Source organism: Ruegeria sp. BE9, from assembly GCF_056538765.1.
This window is the reverse complement of record NZ_JBQFTS010000001.1, coordinates 795,919-812,874: the sequence shown is the minus strand read 5'-3', so window position 1 is coordinate 812,874 and position 16,956 is coordinate 795,919. Positions and strand designations below refer to the sequence as shown.

14 protein-coding genes and 1 other RNA gene are annotated in these 16,956 nt (G+C 50.8%); 5 read left to right on the top strand and 10 right to left on the bottom strand.

Features of this window, described 5'->3' with window-relative positions:
• Window positions 1-9: 9 nt before the first annotated feature.
• The 10 genes from ACR0EO_RS03960 to ACR0EO_RS03915 form a co-directional block, all read right to left on the bottom strand.
• Complete coding sequence (locus ACR0EO_RS03960; RefSeq protein ID WP_480687219.1) at window positions 10-1,353, bottom strand: restriction endonuclease subunit S; 1,344 nt, start codon at window positions 1,351-1,353, stop codon at window positions 10-12.
• On the bottom strand, window positions 1,295-2,878 hold the full coding sequence (locus ACR0EO_RS03955) for a type I restriction-modification system subunit M (protein WP_480687217.1): 1,584 nt from the start codon (window positions 2,876-2,878) through the stop codon (window positions 1,295-1,297). The genes ACR0EO_RS03960 and ACR0EO_RS03955 overlap by 59 nt, the downstream gene beginning before the upstream one ends.
• A 226-nt stretch (window positions 2,879-3,104) precedes the next feature.
• Window positions 3,105-3,456: a transfer-messenger RNA gene (ssrA, locus tag ACR0EO_RS03950) on the bottom strand.
• 3 nt (window positions 3,457-3,459) lie between these two features.
• The gene (gene gmtX / locus ACR0EO_RS03945) at window positions 3,460-4,140 is read right to left on the bottom strand and encodes a gamma-mobile-trio protein GmtX (protein WP_480687215.1); all 681 of its coding nucleotides are present in this window, start codon (window positions 4,138-4,140) and stop codon (window positions 3,460-3,462) included.
• Window positions 4,133-6,130, bottom strand: coding sequence for an AAA family ATPase (locus ACR0EO_RS03940; RefSeq protein ID WP_480687213.1), 1,998 nt, complete (start codon window positions 6,128-6,130; stop codon window positions 4,133-4,135). The genes gmtX and ACR0EO_RS03940 overlap by 8 nt, the downstream gene beginning before the upstream one ends.
• 98 nt (window positions 6,131-6,228) lie before the next feature.
• Window positions 6,229-6,657: a hypothetical protein gene (locus ACR0EO_RS03935; protein WP_480687211.1), complete on the bottom strand. Its 429-nt coding sequence runs from the start codon at window positions 6,655-6,657 to the stop codon at window positions 6,229-6,231.
• Window positions 6,658-6,670: 13 nt separating this feature from the next.
• Window positions 6,671-9,778 (bottom strand): VPA1269 family protein, encoded by a 3,108-nt coding sequence (locus ACR0EO_RS03930; protein WP_480687209.1) that lies wholly within the window; start codon window positions 9,776-9,778, stop codon window positions 6,671-6,673.
• On the bottom strand, window positions 9,771-11,162 hold the full coding sequence (locus ACR0EO_RS03925) for a tyrosine-type recombinase/integrase (protein ID WP_480687208.1): 1,392 nt from the start codon (window positions 11,160-11,162) through the stop codon (window positions 9,771-9,773). The genes ACR0EO_RS03930 and ACR0EO_RS03925 overlap by 8 nt, the downstream gene beginning before the upstream one ends.
• Window positions 11,163-11,542: 380 nt before the next feature.
• Window positions 11,543-11,905 carry a DUF4345 family protein gene (locus ACR0EO_RS03920; protein ID WP_480687206.1) on the bottom strand — a complete coding sequence of 121 codons (363 nt, stop codon included), beginning with the start codon at window positions 11,903-11,905 and terminating at the stop codon, window positions 11,543-11,545.
• Between the two features lie 10 nt (window positions 11,906-11,915).
• Window positions 11,916-12,647: a FadR/GntR family transcriptional regulator gene (locus tag ACR0EO_RS03915; protein WP_480687204.1), complete on the bottom strand. Its 732-nt coding sequence runs from the start codon at window positions 12,645-12,647 to the stop codon at window positions 11,916-11,918.
• 158 nt (window positions 12,648-12,805) lie between these two features.
• Here ACR0EO_RS03915 and ACR0EO_RS03910 point away from each other — a divergent pair, with 158 nt between their 5' ends.
• The 5 genes from ACR0EO_RS03910 to acuI all read left to right on the top strand — a co-directional run bounded on the left by ACR0EO_RS03910 (window position 12,806) and on the right by acuI (window position 16,869).
• Complete coding sequence (locus tag ACR0EO_RS03910; RefSeq protein ID WP_480688221.1) at window positions 12,806-13,525, top strand: DUF2182 domain-containing protein; 720 nt, start codon at window positions 12,806-12,808, stop codon at window positions 13,523-13,525.
• A 4-nt stretch (window positions 13,526-13,529) separates the two neighbouring features.
• Window positions 13,530-14,162, top strand: a complete 633-nt coding sequence (locus ACR0EO_RS03905; RefSeq protein WP_480687202.1) for a DUF1326 domain-containing protein — start codon at window positions 13,530-13,532, stop codon at window positions 14,160-14,162.
• Window positions 14,162-14,668, top strand: a complete 507-nt coding sequence (locus ACR0EO_RS03900; protein ID WP_480687200.1) for a DinB family protein — start codon at window positions 14,162-14,164, stop codon at window positions 14,666-14,668. Before ACR0EO_RS03905 ends, ACR0EO_RS03900 begins: the two co-directional genes overlap by 1 nt.
• Entirely contained in the window at window positions 14,669-15,772 is a 1,104-nt protein-coding gene (locus ACR0EO_RS03895; protein ID WP_480687198.1) for a dimethylsulfoniopropionate demethylase, read from the top strand.
• Window positions 15,773-15,873: 101 nt separating this feature from the next.
• Window positions 15,874-16,869 (top strand): acryloyl-CoA reductase, encoded by a 996-nt coding sequence (acuI, locus tag ACR0EO_RS03890; RefSeq protein ID WP_480687196.1) that lies wholly within the window; start codon window positions 15,874-15,876, stop codon window positions 16,867-16,869.
• Window positions 16,870-16,956 lie beyond the last annotated feature (87 nt).

Here is a 16,956-nt window from a genome sequence, read left to right as displayed (position 1 = left end):
GCAGGGCGCTTACACAAACATCTGTTGAAGCAGGCCCTGCTTGAAATTGCGGGCGTGGGCCAACTCTTGGCTGATGAGGTGGATCTTGCGGTCGAGAGCAGAGAGGAAGTCTGCGATTTTGCGCTGCTCGTCGGGGTGGGGGAGAAAAAACGTGAGCTTCTCAAGATTGCCTTTAGAAATTCCAAGAACGGAAATGCCTTGCGCAATACGCACGATCTGTCGGCGCATTGGCGCACTGCGCAAAAGATAGCCTGGAAAGCCAGTTTGAACCATCCCAGGTTTAGGTCTGGCGATATAGGTGTGTAGTCCTGCGACCAAGGGCGTCTCGCTCAGAGAGACGATTTCGATGGCTTTCCCAATATCTGCGTAATCTTCCGATGCGTCTGCGATCACGATATCACCGACCTTGCAAAACTGCTCCGGCTTGAAGTCAGCTGACGTCGCGTCTTTGACATATGGAACAGGTTCAGCTTCCTGATGGAAGTTTGCAGCGAACTTTGTGTGGATATCTCCGTAGTGAATGTTTTGGACGTTACCGCCATCGTAGGTCAGGCGCTCACGCGATAAGCTATTTGTGTTGATCCATGAAAATACTTCAACCAACCGCTTCTCCTCCCAGTCAGGGAAGCTGTTGCCAGCGTCGTCCGTAAACCGAGTTTTTTGGGAAAAGAACTGCTGCGTGCAGCCTTTCTTATAGTCCTCAAGGAGACGCTTTTTCTCGGCTAGCTGCGCGATCTTCGTATCCACTGCCCCAAGAAATCCCGCGATTTTCCGTTGTTCCGGGATGGAGGGAAGATAAAGCTTAATCGTCGCTAGGTCAGAGCCGTTATAGGATGGGAGCGCGCCGACCTGTGCAAACCTAGACAGGCGCAGAACCGAGAAGAGATGACTTAGATAGTCCTGTGCAACATCGTCACCAGGAATGAATGCCATCATGTTGTTGTCGAGTAGGAAGTCTTTGGCCTGACGTTTCCGCTCTAGGAAGATTGCGGCCCCTACCTTCGCAAAAATGACTGCGTGTGCTTCTATTGGTTTGAATCTCAGCCGTAACACTTGTTCGTCAGTGACGTAGTTGTTGGCGGTCGTCATCACGGCTTCATTGCCAGGCAGGTTCATGTCCGAAACCTTGTAGAACGGTACGCCACTCGTTCCGCCTTGCTCCGCTTCTGGGAAGCCCACACCTGACTTGAATGATCCCAATTCACCAAGCTTTCGTTTCTTCCAAGTATCCTTAAACCCTGAAAATCTTAGCGCTGGCATGTTCTGTTGTTCTGTTTGTGTCATGGGTATGGGCTTAGGAGGCAAACGGACTTGGAATACCAAGCTCTTGGGTAAATCCCGCAATGGTGGCATCAGTCTCAGCCATAGCTTCGTCCAATCCCTTAAGAGCAGCAGTTACTGCCAGTAGGTCGATTGGTTGGTCTTCTTCGAACGTATCTACGTAACGAGGGATATTCAGGTTGTAGTCGTTCTCGACGATTTCGGACATTGGCGCGACATACGCGTACTTCTCGATGGTTTCGCGTTTTTCGTACGTCTGAACGATTTTGTTTACGTGTTCGTCGGTAAGATAGTTTTGATTTCCGCGTTTCTCGTAGTGAGCGCTCGCATCGATAAATAGGATGTCTTCATCATGCACACGGCATTTTTTGAGAACTAAGATGCAAGCGGGGATGGATGTCCCGTAGAAAAGGTTCGGTGGAAGGCCGATAACCGCATCTAGGTAGTTGAGGTCTTTGATGATGTACTCGCGGATGATGCCTTCAGCCGCGCCGCGAAAAAGCACCCCGTGTGGCAGCACTACGGCTGCGGTTCCGTTGTCCGCAAGCTGGTGGATCATGTGCTGTACAAAAGCGTAGTCAGCCTTTGAGCTCGGCGCTAGGCGGCCGTACTGACTGTAGCGGTCATCCGTTTCATGAAGGGGATTGTCAGAGCTCTTCCATTTCGCTGAGAAGGGTGGGTTTGCCACTACCGCCTCAAAGCGCTCTTCTAGGTGTTGCGGCTCCTCAAGAGTGTCTTCTTGCCGGATGTCGAAGCGCGAGAAATGCACATCGTGAAGGATCATGTTCATCCGCGCTAGGTTGTAGGTTGTTCGGTTGAGTTCTTGTCCTGCGAATTCGCCAACGTCCGCTTCTTTCGCGATGCGAAGAAGCAAGGAACCTGAACCACATGCCGGATCATAGGCATTTTTGATCTGGGTCTTTCCAAGAGTCACGATCTTCGCGAGGACCCGTGAAACCTGTTGCGGAGTATAGAACTCCCCGGCTTTCTTCCCGGCTCCGGATGCGAATTGCCCGATAAGGTATTCATAGGCATCGCCAAGAACGTCTGAATCCACTTGTCCAAGCTGGAAGTCGATGGCGTCTAGGTGTGCCAGTACTTTCGCAATAAGCTTGTTGCGAGCGTTCGGAGTGCGTCCAAGCTTCGTGCTTGCCAGGTCGATATCTTCGAAGAGCTTGTTGAAGTCGTCTTCGCTCTCGTTGCCCATCGTGCTTTGCTCGATGGCATTGAGGATGCTTTGAAGGTCTTCAAGGATGAAGTTTCCGACTTCTTCCTCGTCATCCTCATCAACCTTGATGTTCCCCTTCTTCGTGATGGCACTGAAGAGCTCTTCGGGTTTAAGGAAGTACCCAAGCTTCTCGAGCGACTCCTCCTTGATGGCTTCAAGATCCTCCTCGTCGGTCAAATCGACGTAGTCAGTGACTTCCTCGGTCTCAAGAAGCTTGTTTGCAAAGAGGTGCTGCTTCTCTGAGAGGTACTTGTAGAAGATGAAACCCAGGATGTAGTCGCGGAACTCGTCGGCATCCATCTTGCCGCGCAGCTCGTTGGCGATGTTCCAGAGCTGGCGCTCAAGGCGTTGTTTTTGTGCTTCGGTCATTGTTGTTCTTGTTACATCTTAAAGGGGCGTCTCCGTTAAGGTATTGCTCAGCAAAGGAATTCAAAAAAGATGTTCTGAATCTGCCTCTCGAAGCTGCCCGGTTGGTCGTTGAGCTCGACACTAAACAAGAGCATTAACTATGGCCACATCATTCGAACAAATTCCGTTGGTCGGCCAATACAAAAAAAGGACCAGCTAGCGACGGTCAACACGAATTGCAGATGGAAGTGTAGGCTTCTGTTGCCAGGTGCCTACGAACCCCGCCAGGTCATGCTAGTGAACTGGACTTAGATTTCGGTGTTAGGCACTGCTTACGCAGCGACTGCTACCGGAGCACGATTGTCATTTGCAATTGTACTTTTTGGGCCGATACGGTGGCACCCCGCCGAAACAAAGCTAACTTCTTTAGACGTCCGTCGACCCTAATTCAGCCCCTCACGCCCTCCAAATGAAAGGGTTTTTGGTGGAGCTGGGGGGAATCGCACCCCCGTCCGGCCCGCTTATTACAAGCGCCTTTATGTCCATAGTCCCGAAGGACGCTACAGATATAGGCCGTACATACTGCCAGTTTCAAGTGCCTATCAGTCTTCGAGCACATTCTTGATCGCGGCAACGAAACCGGTGGCCTGAAGCGGGCGGCGTCCCTTGAAGATCTCCCCATCCCGAAGGTCGTAGCCTTCGTTGAAAAGTGTAAATTCTAGAAATTCTTGGATGGACGCTTTTTCCTCCTGTGTCAGACTAGGCTTCGTCTGATCTGCAATCTGAGTGCTGGCGACTTGAGGTTTACCCGTTGCAAAATCGGCCGCATTTAACTCCTTTAAGAAAGCGTCAAGTATGCGAATGTCTTCCTTCAGCTGCTGGTTCTCCAAGAACATATCTCGAATTATGGAGCGATGCTTAGGACTAGCGACGGCATCAAGCACTGTGTTCATTGATTGGCCAACCGTTGGTTTGCCTGACTTGTTTTTGTGCTTACCAGGCGACGCCTTGTGAGCTGCTCTCAGTTTTTTAACGAGCGGGTTTAGCCCTGAATTATTATTGTAGATTGTCTGTACTTTTGGCTCACCAAACTGGTCTTCGCATCGACTAGCTATTGCTGTAGCGGTGATCTTATTTCCTTGCTCAAGCATTTTGTTACCCACTGTCCAGACGTTCTCTAAGCATCTTTGACTTCGTGGGTCGGTAGTTTCTTTTTTTAGAGTCTGGTAATAAGCAAGTGCCGCTCTGTACTCATTTGTTTCAGTATTGAATTTGTCAGGCATTGAGACACCTCTCGATGTGGTAGTCCATTGCTGTTGCTCGCCTGTTTGCTGCTGTTTGACCTTCAACAGAAGATTTCAGTGCGCCGAAGTCGCCAACCAGAACAACCTGCTCAGATGCACGAGTTATTCCGGTGTAAACCATTGACCTGTCTACAAATTTACTGTTTCCGCGACCGAAAATGGGCATAATCACACGTCGCCACTGAGAGCCTTGAGATTTGTGGACTGTCAGGCAATAGGCGAGGTCTATATTATCTGAATCTGACCAAGTCAGCTCAACTTCGTTACCATCAAATTCGGCCAAATCAGGCTCCAATAGTCGGCCAAGAGAGCCATTGCGCAGTCCTCTTTCGAGGTCTGTTTTTAGGTAAACGACTGGATCTCCAACTCTGATATCCGATCTACCAAGCATAGTCCGGCGGTTGGGTTTCAGTCTTGAAAAATAGTTATTTAGCGCAATAACGCCGCCTGCATGCCTTTTGACCGGACAGATGATCTGAATATCGTCCCGCTCAGTTCCTGCCTGAACAAATTGACGCCCGATGCTCTTGATGATTTCTGCGGCTTTTTCTGGTGCTGCATCAAAAAAGCTGACGCCTTCACCCGCACCAGAAAAACCAAACAGGTTTGGGGTGATGCCTTCCCGCACACTTGCTGCAATAGATGGAATACCAGAATTTTCTGACTGTCTGTGAACACGATCCAGTGTTATTGAGCGGGTGTCGTCGTCTCGCATTAAGTCATTGAAAGGGGTGCCAAAACCGATAGGCGGCAATTGTGCGGGATCTCCTGTGAGGACTATCTGCGCATCTCCTGAAACTCGGATAACACGATACAAGTCCGGCAGGCTGACCATGCTGGCTTCATCTATGACAATCATATGCGAGGAACTCAGTTCGCTTCCCTGATGGTCTTTGATGAACTTATAGATGGTGGATGCTGGAAAACCTGTGGCTTCTGTAATCCTTTTTGCTGCTCTCCCTGCTAAAGCCATTAGGTGAACCGTTCGGCCATTCGCGACTGCCACGGTGCAGACACCTTTCAATACGCTTGTCTTGCCACTGCCGGCATATCCACCCAACTGGCAGAATGGATGGTTGATTGCGGTTTCGATTGCTCTTCGTTGCTGATGAGTGAAGGGGAAGCCCTGTTTTCGCTCTATTGGCTTGAGAATGCTGTCAATAGCGCTGGTATCAATCACGGTCCTAAAAAGGTCCCCCTGCGCTTGAGAATGCCTCAGAGCTCGTTCAGCGAGCATTCTTTCCATGACGCCAGCACCGATTGGCTGGTATCCCCCCGCAACCAGGATTGCCCCCATGTGTCTGACCGACGCATCTAGCGCCTCTGCGATAAGCTCATCAGAGCCAAGGAGCGCCCTCACACGCGCCTTCAGGGTGTTTTCTGGGGTCCAAGTGTGCCCGCGTTCTAGCCGGGTGTACAACACGGCTTCTACGGCCGCTACGAGCCTTCTAGCGTCATTGACATTGGCGCCCATTGCTAAGCCGAGTTCATCAACTTTTGACCAGCTAAGCCAGGAAACAAGTAGATATGGGTTTTTACTAAGTGCTTCAACGCCACGAGATCCCCAGGCGCGAACAATTAATCGACCAACCCATTTGTTAATGCCGAGTTGGTCTAGGAATAGTGCTAAACGGGCTTGTTCTATCTTCTGTGGGTAAATCGAACAGAGGGTGGCGGCAACTTCAAGCGGCAGTACTTCATTGATTCGCTTGTCTTTTCTGATAATCGCAGCGTGAAGGTCCTTTCCGAAAGCTTTGACCAGATTTCCAGCGCGAGCGTTACCAATTCCGACAAAATCCGGATCTTCACGAAGAAAGGTTACATAGTTCAGGTTCCTAATTTGCTCAGATGACGACCCTCCAAAACCAAAGCCACGCTTTTTTGCCGTTTCCGCATCCACACTCTCGCATTTAGACGTATCAGACACCGTTTTCGTATCAACAGGGCCGTGTCCTCGCTCCTTCGTCACTGCGGGCCGCACCAACCCTGTTGACACTCCCCCGGTGCCAGATAAGTCACTTGCTGCGAGGGTGGCGCGGCTCCGAAACCAAAGCTCGCGGGCTCTTCTCATAGCTGATCTCCAAGGGTGACTCGGCGACCACTCGGAATGATTTCATCCAGAATTGTGTTTCGAGACTTCAACTGCGCTTTGAGTTCAGCGTTTTCTGCGGCAAGCAAGGACACACGTTCTCTCAGCCGCTTGATTTCCTGATCTCTAGGGTCTGGACCAACAGACGCTTGTTTTTCTTGTTGATCACTAAACTCGTTCGAAACGGGTGCTGGTGAAAGAATGCCTTCCATGATCAAATTCTTCTCTGCTTCAGCTAAAGCAGATTTCAGTAGATCGTTGGTTGAGAAAGCCGACCTGGCAAACCCACATTCAGTTGAGATTTCACTTCGATTCAGCTGGCCTCTTCGGATGTATTCGTCCCAGTCCTTCTTGGCTTTTCGTTGTGCAACCCACCCATTGAATCGATCAACGCTTTCGTGTTTCATCCGCGCTGTACTCTTAGTCACTGCTAGCTGCCTCCAATAGACTCCTGGTTTTGTTCATGAGTAATGGCGTAGAGATCGCGTCACCGATTGCGACTTCAAAATCACCGACTAGTCCCAGTTCGAGGAGGGATTGCTCACCAGACATCAGGCTGTTTAAAGCTTCTCGTCCGACAGATTTGGTCAAAAGGTCGGTGAGCTTGTTGGCTGCTGCCTGGGCCTCGTCATCTGAGAGATGCAGGAAGAGAGGTTTCAACCCGTTCCGTTGAGCCATTTGTTCCAAAAGCAATTGTTTCCTGAAGCGAGCTGAAGACACTGGAATGTGTGGAAAGAACTCGAAGGACTGAGCCGCGAACTCTACCAACTCCCAAGACTTTGTTTCTTCAAGCACAATGTGTAGTTCGTCAGCACTCATTGAAGTCAGCATTGCGTGAGGAGTTTGTTCAGAACTAGCTCTGTTTTTGTTATCACTTTCAAGTTGTTTGGATGCGTAAAACCTTTCAAGGCGAATTCCGAGAGAAGTCACCTTGTCGGTCAGCTCATCTTCGATCTTCTTTAACTGTTCACCAAGAATTCTAGCTTTTCTTGTATTTCCTGAGTTGCGCTGTTTCTCGATCTTCTCGAATATTCTTTCGCGTTCAGCAGATCGTTCTCGAACTACATACAAAAGGTTGTTGAACATGGTCGCCTGGCCAACCAAAAAGTCTGGCCCCGTCAGCCAAAACCTACATTGAGAGCAGTTGAAACCATCAGGAATAATAGATCCGAAGATCGGCTTTCCATTTTCGGAATGCCCATTCAAACGACCCGAACTACAATTGGAGCGACCAACGGGACACACCCCATCAATATCAAAGCTCCAAAAACCAGGCTCTGACTCGAGTAGAGTTTTCTTTCCAGGCGAGCCCTCAGATTGGTTTTCGAGGAAACGATCTGACATCTCTTCGAGTTTATCGAAGAAGTCTTCCTCGGAAACAGCTTTCATATTTTCGTAGGCTAAGTCTAACTTGTCGCGAATGGCGGCTGGATTCAGCTTAGTGTAGTATAGCGTCATGATAAGCTGTGCGTGGCCAGAAACAAACTCCGAGACAACATGAATTGGGACACCATGCTCAATGAAGTTTGTGATTCCGGAGACTCTCAAGCTGTGTAGTGTATACAAAGGGTGGGGTTCCGCTGTGCTACCCTTTTCTATCCAGCGAACCAAGTGGACCGACTGACCCAGCTTTTTGAGGCGCTTTTGCACTTCTAGACTAACATGTCCCCAGAATGATGTTATTTTTGCGTTGGTTATAGGGAATAGCTTGTTCTTCGCACTTGTCGCATCACGGAACAAGAAGGTGTACTTGGGCTGGTTGGGAAGTGTTGAGTTAACCCTCTGGCTTTTGTCCTTGAGCTCAGATCTAGAGAGCATCATTGGCACGGGGTTATACCTAATTTGCCATTCACGAAGTCGATGAAGTTGCTTTATCAGGCGTTCTTCGTGCCAAGGAATTTCATATCCGGTTTCCAGCTCTGTAGACGAACTTACAGCTGTTTTGTTTGTGTTGATAAAGAACCCCACAAAGCTATCAGAACCCAGACGGCCTGGGAATGTTCGAAGGCAACCCACGTCACGACCCTTTTGGGTCAGTGGATGGTCATTTTTTGCGAGTTTGCCATTGCCATCAACAAGATATTCGTCGGCCTCACCGGAGTCGAGTAAGCATGCTTGCAGTGTTCGAATTGGAAGGGTCAATAACGTGAGAAGTGCAGTTGCAACCACCGGGCACCAGACTTCTTCTTGTTCGCCGCTACTTGTAAATCTGTTTTTTAGATACTGGTTCCTAAATGTCTTCGGAAAAGCGAAGTCTTCTTCGGTGATGACCTCGATTGCCATTTGGATGATTTCTGAGGGCAGGGGGTTTTTGTCACTCTTGCCACGGTTGGTGGAACTCGAAAAGAAACGCCGTGAGTCGGTCTCATGGACTGGGTTCAGAAAGGCAGCATCTGGTTCTTCGTATCTGTATTCCTTTTCCACGTAGGCAAAGAACTGGTACAGGGCGGTCATCGTTTTGTACGAGGGCTCTTTCGCGATATTTTCTTCTAGCCAGCTAATAAAATATGGCTCTTCCGAGAAATTAACTTCCGCGATATCTTCCCGCCGAACCTGGCGAGGGTTCAGTATCTCCTTGGAGTTTTCGCGGAGAAATCTGACAAAATGAGTGATCGCGTTGACTTTGCCATCGAGCTTTTTGTCAGTCGCATTGGTAAGCCATTGCGTTGCCATTTCCTGCCATGTCGCCCACTCTGAAGAACCACCTTTGGACGTGTCCGTCAGCCACCAAAAATCTGCGTCAGTCAGCTTCCTTACGGCAACATAACTTTCTCGGTTGAGAGGGGGGGCAAAGTAGTTTGGATCTTGCTCTCGAGCAACGCTGGCAATCGCTTCTAACGTTCTGTTGTACAATGACGTTCTATTTGACGGTAAGGCCTTCACAAACGAGGTGCGATAGTATGAATTGCAGAACTCTTCAGTCAGTTGAGACGCATGCTTCATTTCTGTGTAGTTAAAAAATGCAGCTGCAACGGATTGCGTCTTTCCATCAGTCCAACCTGACAGAATTTGTTCGACACTGTTTGCGAGTTCAGTATCCCGCTTTACTGTTGGATTATATGGATGCCAGCTCAGCTGTCCTCTGCGCGTCATTGGCAGTAATACCAGTGAATTATTTAGTGCGACTTCCAAAAACTTCCGAATGGATCGCTGCGCCCTATACCTAGCCGGCTTATTCGAAGCTTTTTCCTGTTCATCAACAAGTCCTTCGAAAAAAGCTTGAATCTCCAGGACTGACGATGCGTCACGCAGCTCCGAGATACGCTCCCGCTTCCAGCCTCCATGTAGATCATGATGCCTGGACTTAGCTTTAGAAGTGCCTTTGCGAATTTCTTTTCCCGCCCTAAGGTTGCTCGAGTATATCGACGCCTCTGCTCTTTCTTTTTCACCTTCCTTGAGCAATTTGCGGAATAGCGACCTCCAGCCACAGAGATCGTCCTTGACCCAAATTTGAGTTTCGGATGTGTTTATTTTCACTCCGCCGTAGTTTTCAATCTTCAGGGTAGAATACCGGAATTGTTCAGTCATTAAGGTGATCTTTCCCAAACCCTAACCGTTGCTCAGTGAATACACCGGATGGATCACTTTTATACTGGGCCATCAGCAGTTTACTTTCCATGCCACCCGCCTGATCGCCGTCTTCGAGGTTGGTTTTGGACATCATTGCGGCATGGGCTTGCCGCAACGCATCATTTATCTTTAGAGGGGTCGGGCGTGTATAGACCAATTGGGAGGTGATGCTGACGTGATGCATGCATTCCTGAATGACTACGGGTGATAGCTTCATGTCTACGAGGCTCTGGCCGTAGTAGTGGCGGCAACCGTGGGGGGTAGTTCCAAAGTCCAATCTGGGTTCTAAGCCTATGGTCTTCACAGATTCTGTGAATTGTTTTGACAGAGCTGCCGGTGTCCATGGTTGCCCGTAATTGTCACGATCAAGAGATATGAACAAGTAAGGGTGGTCGAGATCGTCTGGTAGAACGAAGCTTCGATACTCATTGAACAGCCTAAAAAACAGATCCTCCCACTTTGGAAGAAAGTAGCACTGGCTTCTTTCATTAGAAGCGTCGGTGATCAGTAAGTTCTTCCAGCCCACTTTTTGGTTGCCCTGCATCCTTCGGCGCGAAACTCGACCGAATTCCTTCATCAGATATTCCTGGCGCGTCAGATTAGGGCCTGAGTGCTGTCTGTGAACTCCCTCTTCAGGGTGGTATAAGTAAACCGTCTTTTTAGTCGGCCAAATATCCTCGACAAAAAGATGAAACAACTCTGACTTTCTGAGGCCTGCTCCCGCCATCAGTGCAATCGCCATCATAAGGTTGATGTTGTACTCGCTGGCCAGTGTTTGCCGACCGTCATGGCCATAAAACTCTGGCACTGACCTTTTCCTTTTGCAGCCGGTCCATATTAGCTCATTGAGCTGATCCTCGGGAAACTCAACTGCACGTTGTGACTTTCGTAGGATGCGCGAAGACCTTGACCGAGTCTTCTCAGAGGGCGCCACAACGTGATAGAGCAGCGAATGGCTTTGCCGCTGTTCAGTATTACGTGCTTGCCTTGCCGCGCTGTAAAAAGATGTCGCCTTAAGAGCGCTATCTGAGTGGAAATCTTCAAGCTTATCGACAAAGCATTTCAAGTATGTTCGTGACTGACTGTACACTTGCTTCGATACCGGTTTCCAATACAAGCCAAGAGGATCAGAGCCATCCTGTTGTATCGTTCCGTTGCTAAGTGAAGTTAAAAAGCCATTGATAAGCCGATTGGCTTGGGTTGAATCTGTGGGCGTCAGGTTTTGCTGAGCTTTGTAATAGTCAAAGAATTTTCCAATGGTTCGTGCAGCAGCACTCTTCCAAGACGAACTCTTTTCATCATACGGATACTCTGTGAGGAAGCGCCACGCATCTGCTAGCACCAACCCGTCCTCCGGAGGAATTAGGATTACCGGTGTCGGCCTTCCAGCCAGTCGTCGAGAAGGTATGTTCCTAATGACATGTAACCTGATCCCACCCAAAAAAACCGCACCTCCCACCTCTTAGGTAAAAAGTAAGTGGGTAGTAAATACGTGTCAAGAGCTTATGGCGAGCAACAGCGTTGCCCTGCTTTTTGCAAGAGAAAGCGATTATTTAGCCATTTTGGGTAAATTTTCCCGGGTAGTTATAAGCCCCCGGGTCCGATCCGCTTATTACGAGCGCGTTTATGTCCATAGCCCCGAAGGACAGTACTTATATAGGTGACCAAGGGACGGGATGCAAACCCGGAATTCCATGCGTCAATGATATTTAAAACAAACAGTTAAGCGGCCCTGTTGAAGTTCGCCAATACCAACCAAAGGGCAAGGGCCAATTCGATTCCTCCAAAGGTCAGCGCTTTGACAAGGGGTGGGTTGTCTATTGCCAAGGACACAAACCTTCCGAGCGCTGCCCCAGCATAAACCACGCCCAACATCACGTAAGCCATCGGATTGTTTAGCCATAACGCGACTGCACCGGTGATAACAAACAGTCCACCGACAGAAGCACGCATCTCACTTAGGCCCATGTTACTTGTCGTTGGAGCAAGGTCTAAAGAGTTCGCGGTCCAGGCGGGCGCAAGAAACCCGAACAAGCCAAAACCAATGGTCAAAAGGGCGGCAATCGCATTGATCACAGTGATCATCTAGTCCTCGCTAAGCTGGCTTTTGGCGTCGCTGCGCCACATCTTGTGCCAGTTTACGCGTGTAATTTTCAAGCTCAACCAAAGTCTTATCAACCCTTTGAGCGTTCTGAGCCTCTAGCGCATCGGCGATTTGGTTGTGAAGAGCAATGATCTCCTCTCGGGACCGGGCCGTAAAGGTGATCATATTCATAAGAGGCTGCATTGCTTCGACCGCGCCCGCAAGTTGGTACGACAATACTGGGTTGCCCGCGCCATCGACTAGTGCCCGATGAAAGGCCACGTCCGAGGCGCAAAATGCTTCGTCTGTCAGGCCGGGCTGCGACTGTCTGAATATCTCGGCCCGCATGGTGGCCAGGTGGTCTGCTGTCCTACGTTGCGCCGAAAGGGGGGCACACGCGCGTTCCAATGCATAGCGCGCCTCGCATGCCGTATCGAAACTGACCGCGTTCATAGAGAGCAACAGCGTTGATGTTGTGATTTGTTGAGAATACGCGTCTTCAAATCCCAATCGGTTCACAAAAGCCCCGCCAGTGGCACCACGTTGCGTACGGATCAACGATTGTGCAGCCAGGCGCTTTAACGCCTCGCGCACAGTGGGGCGAGATACCTTAAACTGCTCGGACAACTCGGTCTCAGATGGTAGTCTTTCGTCTACAATCAATTCGCCGGACACAATTGCATCTCGAATTGCCTGAGCGATTTGTGCTGACAAATCCGCAGGTTTAAGGGGGTCAATTTTCATATTCTGCGCGCCGTGAATGAAATTTGATTTGTCTGACATTTAAAAGTCTGACATTTGAAATGCAAGAACTGAGTCGGGAGGAATAAGTGAGTCGCACGATTCTCCGTAATGGATTGTGGCTGGGATTCTACGCCCTGATACTGTGGTCGTGGTGGCTGATGTATTCCATGAGCCGCAGCATGGATCTGGATTGGATTGGACGTCCCGGACCGATGGGTGAGGCCATGCGCGCCATGGATCCTCGCATGGACATGTACATGCCGATGGCCGAGTTTGGCCCTCTGTTCTGGATGTGGGCCATCATGATGGCGGCTATGATGCTGCCGACACTCGTCCCAACGCTTCGGAGCTATGAAGACCTGATCCGTAGTGCGAACGGCACGCGTATTGGATGGCTGGGGGTTCTGACTGGCTACTTTGTGGTCTGGGTGGGGTTCGCGGCATTAATCACCGGCGTACAGCTTGTTTTGCTGTTTGGTGGCGTCGTGGACATGTTGGGCATCGCTAAGTCCACTTACTTGTCCGGAGCCCTGCTGATCGCTGTAGGAGCGTTTCAGTTCACCCGCGTGAAAGAGGTTTGCCACGGCGTTTGTCATGCACCGATGACATACTTTCTAGGGCATTGGAAAACCGGGTTTTCTGGCGGGTTGCGCATGGGCTTGGGTCTAGGTGCATTCTGTGTCGGATGCTGTTGGGGTTTCATGGCGCTGGGATTTGTTGGCGGGGTCATGAGCCTCCTTTGGATGGGCTTGGCCACCTTCTTTATGGTTCTCGAAAAACTCCCTCAGATCGGACACGCGATTACGCGACCGCTGGGGTTTGCGTTAATTGCCGGCGGTTTGTTCTTGCTGGTCTACCCTTTAGCTTTCGGAGGATAAGCTTATGGCAAATATGGAAATTACGCCCAGAGACTGGGCCATCAAAGGCGAACTGATCCTGAACTGTTCGTGTGACGTGTTCTGCCCATGTGTTGTTTCGCTTGGCGCACACCCTCCGACCGAAGGTCACTGCCATGCTTGGATGGGCATCATCATCGATGAAGGCCACTACGAAGGCGAAGATATCTCTGGCATGAATGTGGGCCTGCTGGTCGACATCCCAGGACGAATGGGCGAAGGGCAATGGAAAGTTGCAGCCTATGTCGACGAGCGTGCAACGGATGCAGCCTATGACGGGTTGCTGCAGATCTTCAGTGGCCAAGCAGGGGGAACAACCAGCCTGTTCACTATGCTCGTCGGTGAAATCATCGGCGCGGAGCGTGCTCCTGTTCAAATTGAACGAGACGGCAGCAAGCGCCGCATCACAATCGGCCGAAAAATTCAGGGCGAAGTTGAAATGCTGGCTGGTGCCGACCCCGAGAACCCGGTCATGGTTTCGAACTCAAAATACTGGATGGGACCGGACATTATCGTAGCACGCGGCACGAAATCCAAGGTGCGCGATTATGGTCGAGTTTGGGACTTTGGCGGCAAGTCCGCTGAGATCTGCCCGATCGAATGGTCCGGACAAAAGTGATGATCACGGCCGCTTACGCGCAGGAAATGGCTCGATATAATCTCTGGCAAAACAGTCAGTTGAAAGAGTTTCTTTCCGCGCTGTCTTCGGAAGAGTTGACGAGTGAGCGCGGAGCGTTCTTCGGTTCAATCATGGGTACAGCCAATCATTTGCTTTGGGGTGATTGGATTTGGATGTCGCGCTTTGACAAAGGCCAAGGGCCGGGTGGCGGCATTCCGGAAAGCAAGACCTTGTGTGCGAACCTGTCAGAATGGTTGCCACTTCGTGACACGGTGGATCAGAGGATAATCGATTGGGCAACTAATCTGCCTGATGGACCTCTGACCGGACCCTTTACGTGGTTCTCAGCGGCCAAAAATGACAATTTCACAAAGCCTTACGCGCAATGTGTCATCCACTTCTTCAACCACCAGACCCATCACCGGGGGCAGTTGCATCAAATGTTGACCGAAACAGGGTCAGCCGCTCCTGTCAGTGACTTGGTCTTTTTGCCTGAGGAGGCCTAATTGGCTCAGATCTCTCTATCCCGTCGCTTGCGCCGCACACCTTTCTCAGAGGGTGTCGAAGCTGCTGGAGTGAAAGCATACACGGTTTACAACCGCATGTTGTTGCCAACTGTTTTTGAAAGCGTCGAGGCAGACTACCGGCACCTTAAATCGCATGTTCAGGTCTGGGATGTGTCTTGTGAACGGCAGGTTGAACTGCGCGGACCAGATGCAACGCGGTTGATGCAGATGCTCACACCGCGTGATTTGAGGGGCATGTTACCGGGTCAGTGCTTCTACGTACCCATCGTCGATGAAACGGGCGGGATGTTGAATGATCCTGTGGCCGTAAAGCTTTCAGATGACCGTTGGTGGATTTCGATTGCCGACAGTGACCTTTTGCTTTGGGTGAAAGGTATCGCCAACGGATACCGACTGGACGTTCTGGTTGACGAACCTGACGTGTCACCTCTGGCCGTGCAGGGACCAAAAGCAGACGAACTGATGTCGCGAATCTTTGGCGATCGCGTTCGCGATATCCGGTTCTTCAAGTTCGACATGTTTGAATTCGAGGGCCGCGATCTGGCCGTCGCTCGTTCGGGGTACTCAAAACAGGGTGGGTTTGAGATTTACGTCGAGGGTTCCGAAGTTGGTATGCCACTGTGGAACGCTTTGTTTGCGGCAGGTGAGGATCTGCAAGTGCGCGCGGGTTGTCCAAATCTGATCGAACGGATCGAAGGCGGGCTTCTGTCATATGGCAACGATATGACCGACGACAACACGCCTCATGAATGTGGGTTGGGCAAATTCTGCAACACTCATACCGCGATTGGTTGCATCGGGCGCGATGCGTTGTTGCGTGTGGCTAAAGAAGGCCCAGTTCAGCAGATCCGACCAGTGGACATTCAGGGCGATAAAGTACCCCCCTGCGACCGCCCTTGGGCTGTATATGCCGGCGGTAAACGCGTTGGGCAGGTGACTTCGGCGGCCTGGTCCCCGGATTTCCAAACAAACGTAGCGATCGGAATGCTGCGCCTGAGCCATTGGGACGCAGGAACAGAAGTCGAGGTTGAAACACCTGACGGGATGCGTCGCGCGACAGTCAGGGACAAATTCTGGATTTGAGGGCGAATGGGAGACAAACTCCATCGCTCTACTCCCCGATAGGACAACTCAAGCCGAGTTAAAAGCTCTGCTTGCATCATTGAAAACGAAAGGAAAATCATATGTTCAATGCATTGGTAATGGACAAAAACGAAGAAAGCGGTCTGGCCAGCGCTTCGGTCAAACAGCTGTCTCTGGATGACCTGCCTAAGGGCGAAGTTACCGTTGCTGTCGAGTATTCGACGGTGAACTACAAAGATGGCCTTTGCATGTCGCCTAAAGGTGGTGGACTTGTCCGTAATTACCCCCACGTACCTGGCATCGATTATGCCGGAACGGTCGAAGCATCCTCGGATGACAGGTATAAGCCCGGAGACAAGGTTGTTCTGACTGGCTGGCGCGTCGGAGAGGCACACTGGGGCGGTTACACACAGAAATCTAACGCCCGCGCTGATTGGCTGGTTCCTCTGCCAGAGGGACTGAGCACTCGTCAGGCCATGGCCGTGGGAACTGCTGGTTTCACCGCGATGCTGGCCGTTATGGCACTTGAAGATCACGGTTTGGAACCAGGCCATGGCCCGGTTTTGGTGACGGGCGCAGCTGGTGGTGTGGGATCCGTCGCTACTGCGATTCTTGCCAATCTTGGCTATGAAGTTGCTGCCGTTACTGGCCGTCCAGAGACTGCAGACTATCTGAAATCACTTGGTGCAACGACAATTGTTCCCCGTGATGAGTTAAATGAAACCACAAAGCGCCCATTGGAAAGCGAAACATGGTCCGGTTGTGTGGATGCGGTCGGTGGTGAGATGCTGGCGCGGGTCTTGGGACAGATGAAATACGGCGCCTCTGTTTCCGCCGTTGGTCTCGCAGGAGGCGCGGGCTTGCCAGCAACGGTCATTCCGTTCCTGCTGCGTGGTGTCAATTTGCTGGGTATCGACAGTGTGATGCAGCCCTATGACAATCGCGTTCGCGCCTGGCAGCGAGTGGCCACAGACTTGCCGATGGACAAGCTTGAAGCCATGGTCCACCCCGCGACGCTGAGCGATCTGCCACAATTGGGTGCCGATATTCTTAATGGTCAGGTCAAAGGACGTGTCGTAGTCGACGTAAACGCCTGATACGCAAGAACTCCGTCAGACTGGCCAGACCAAACGCTGGCCGGTCTTTTTGTGCGGCAAAGAACCAGAAAATGCCGGAAACACCTC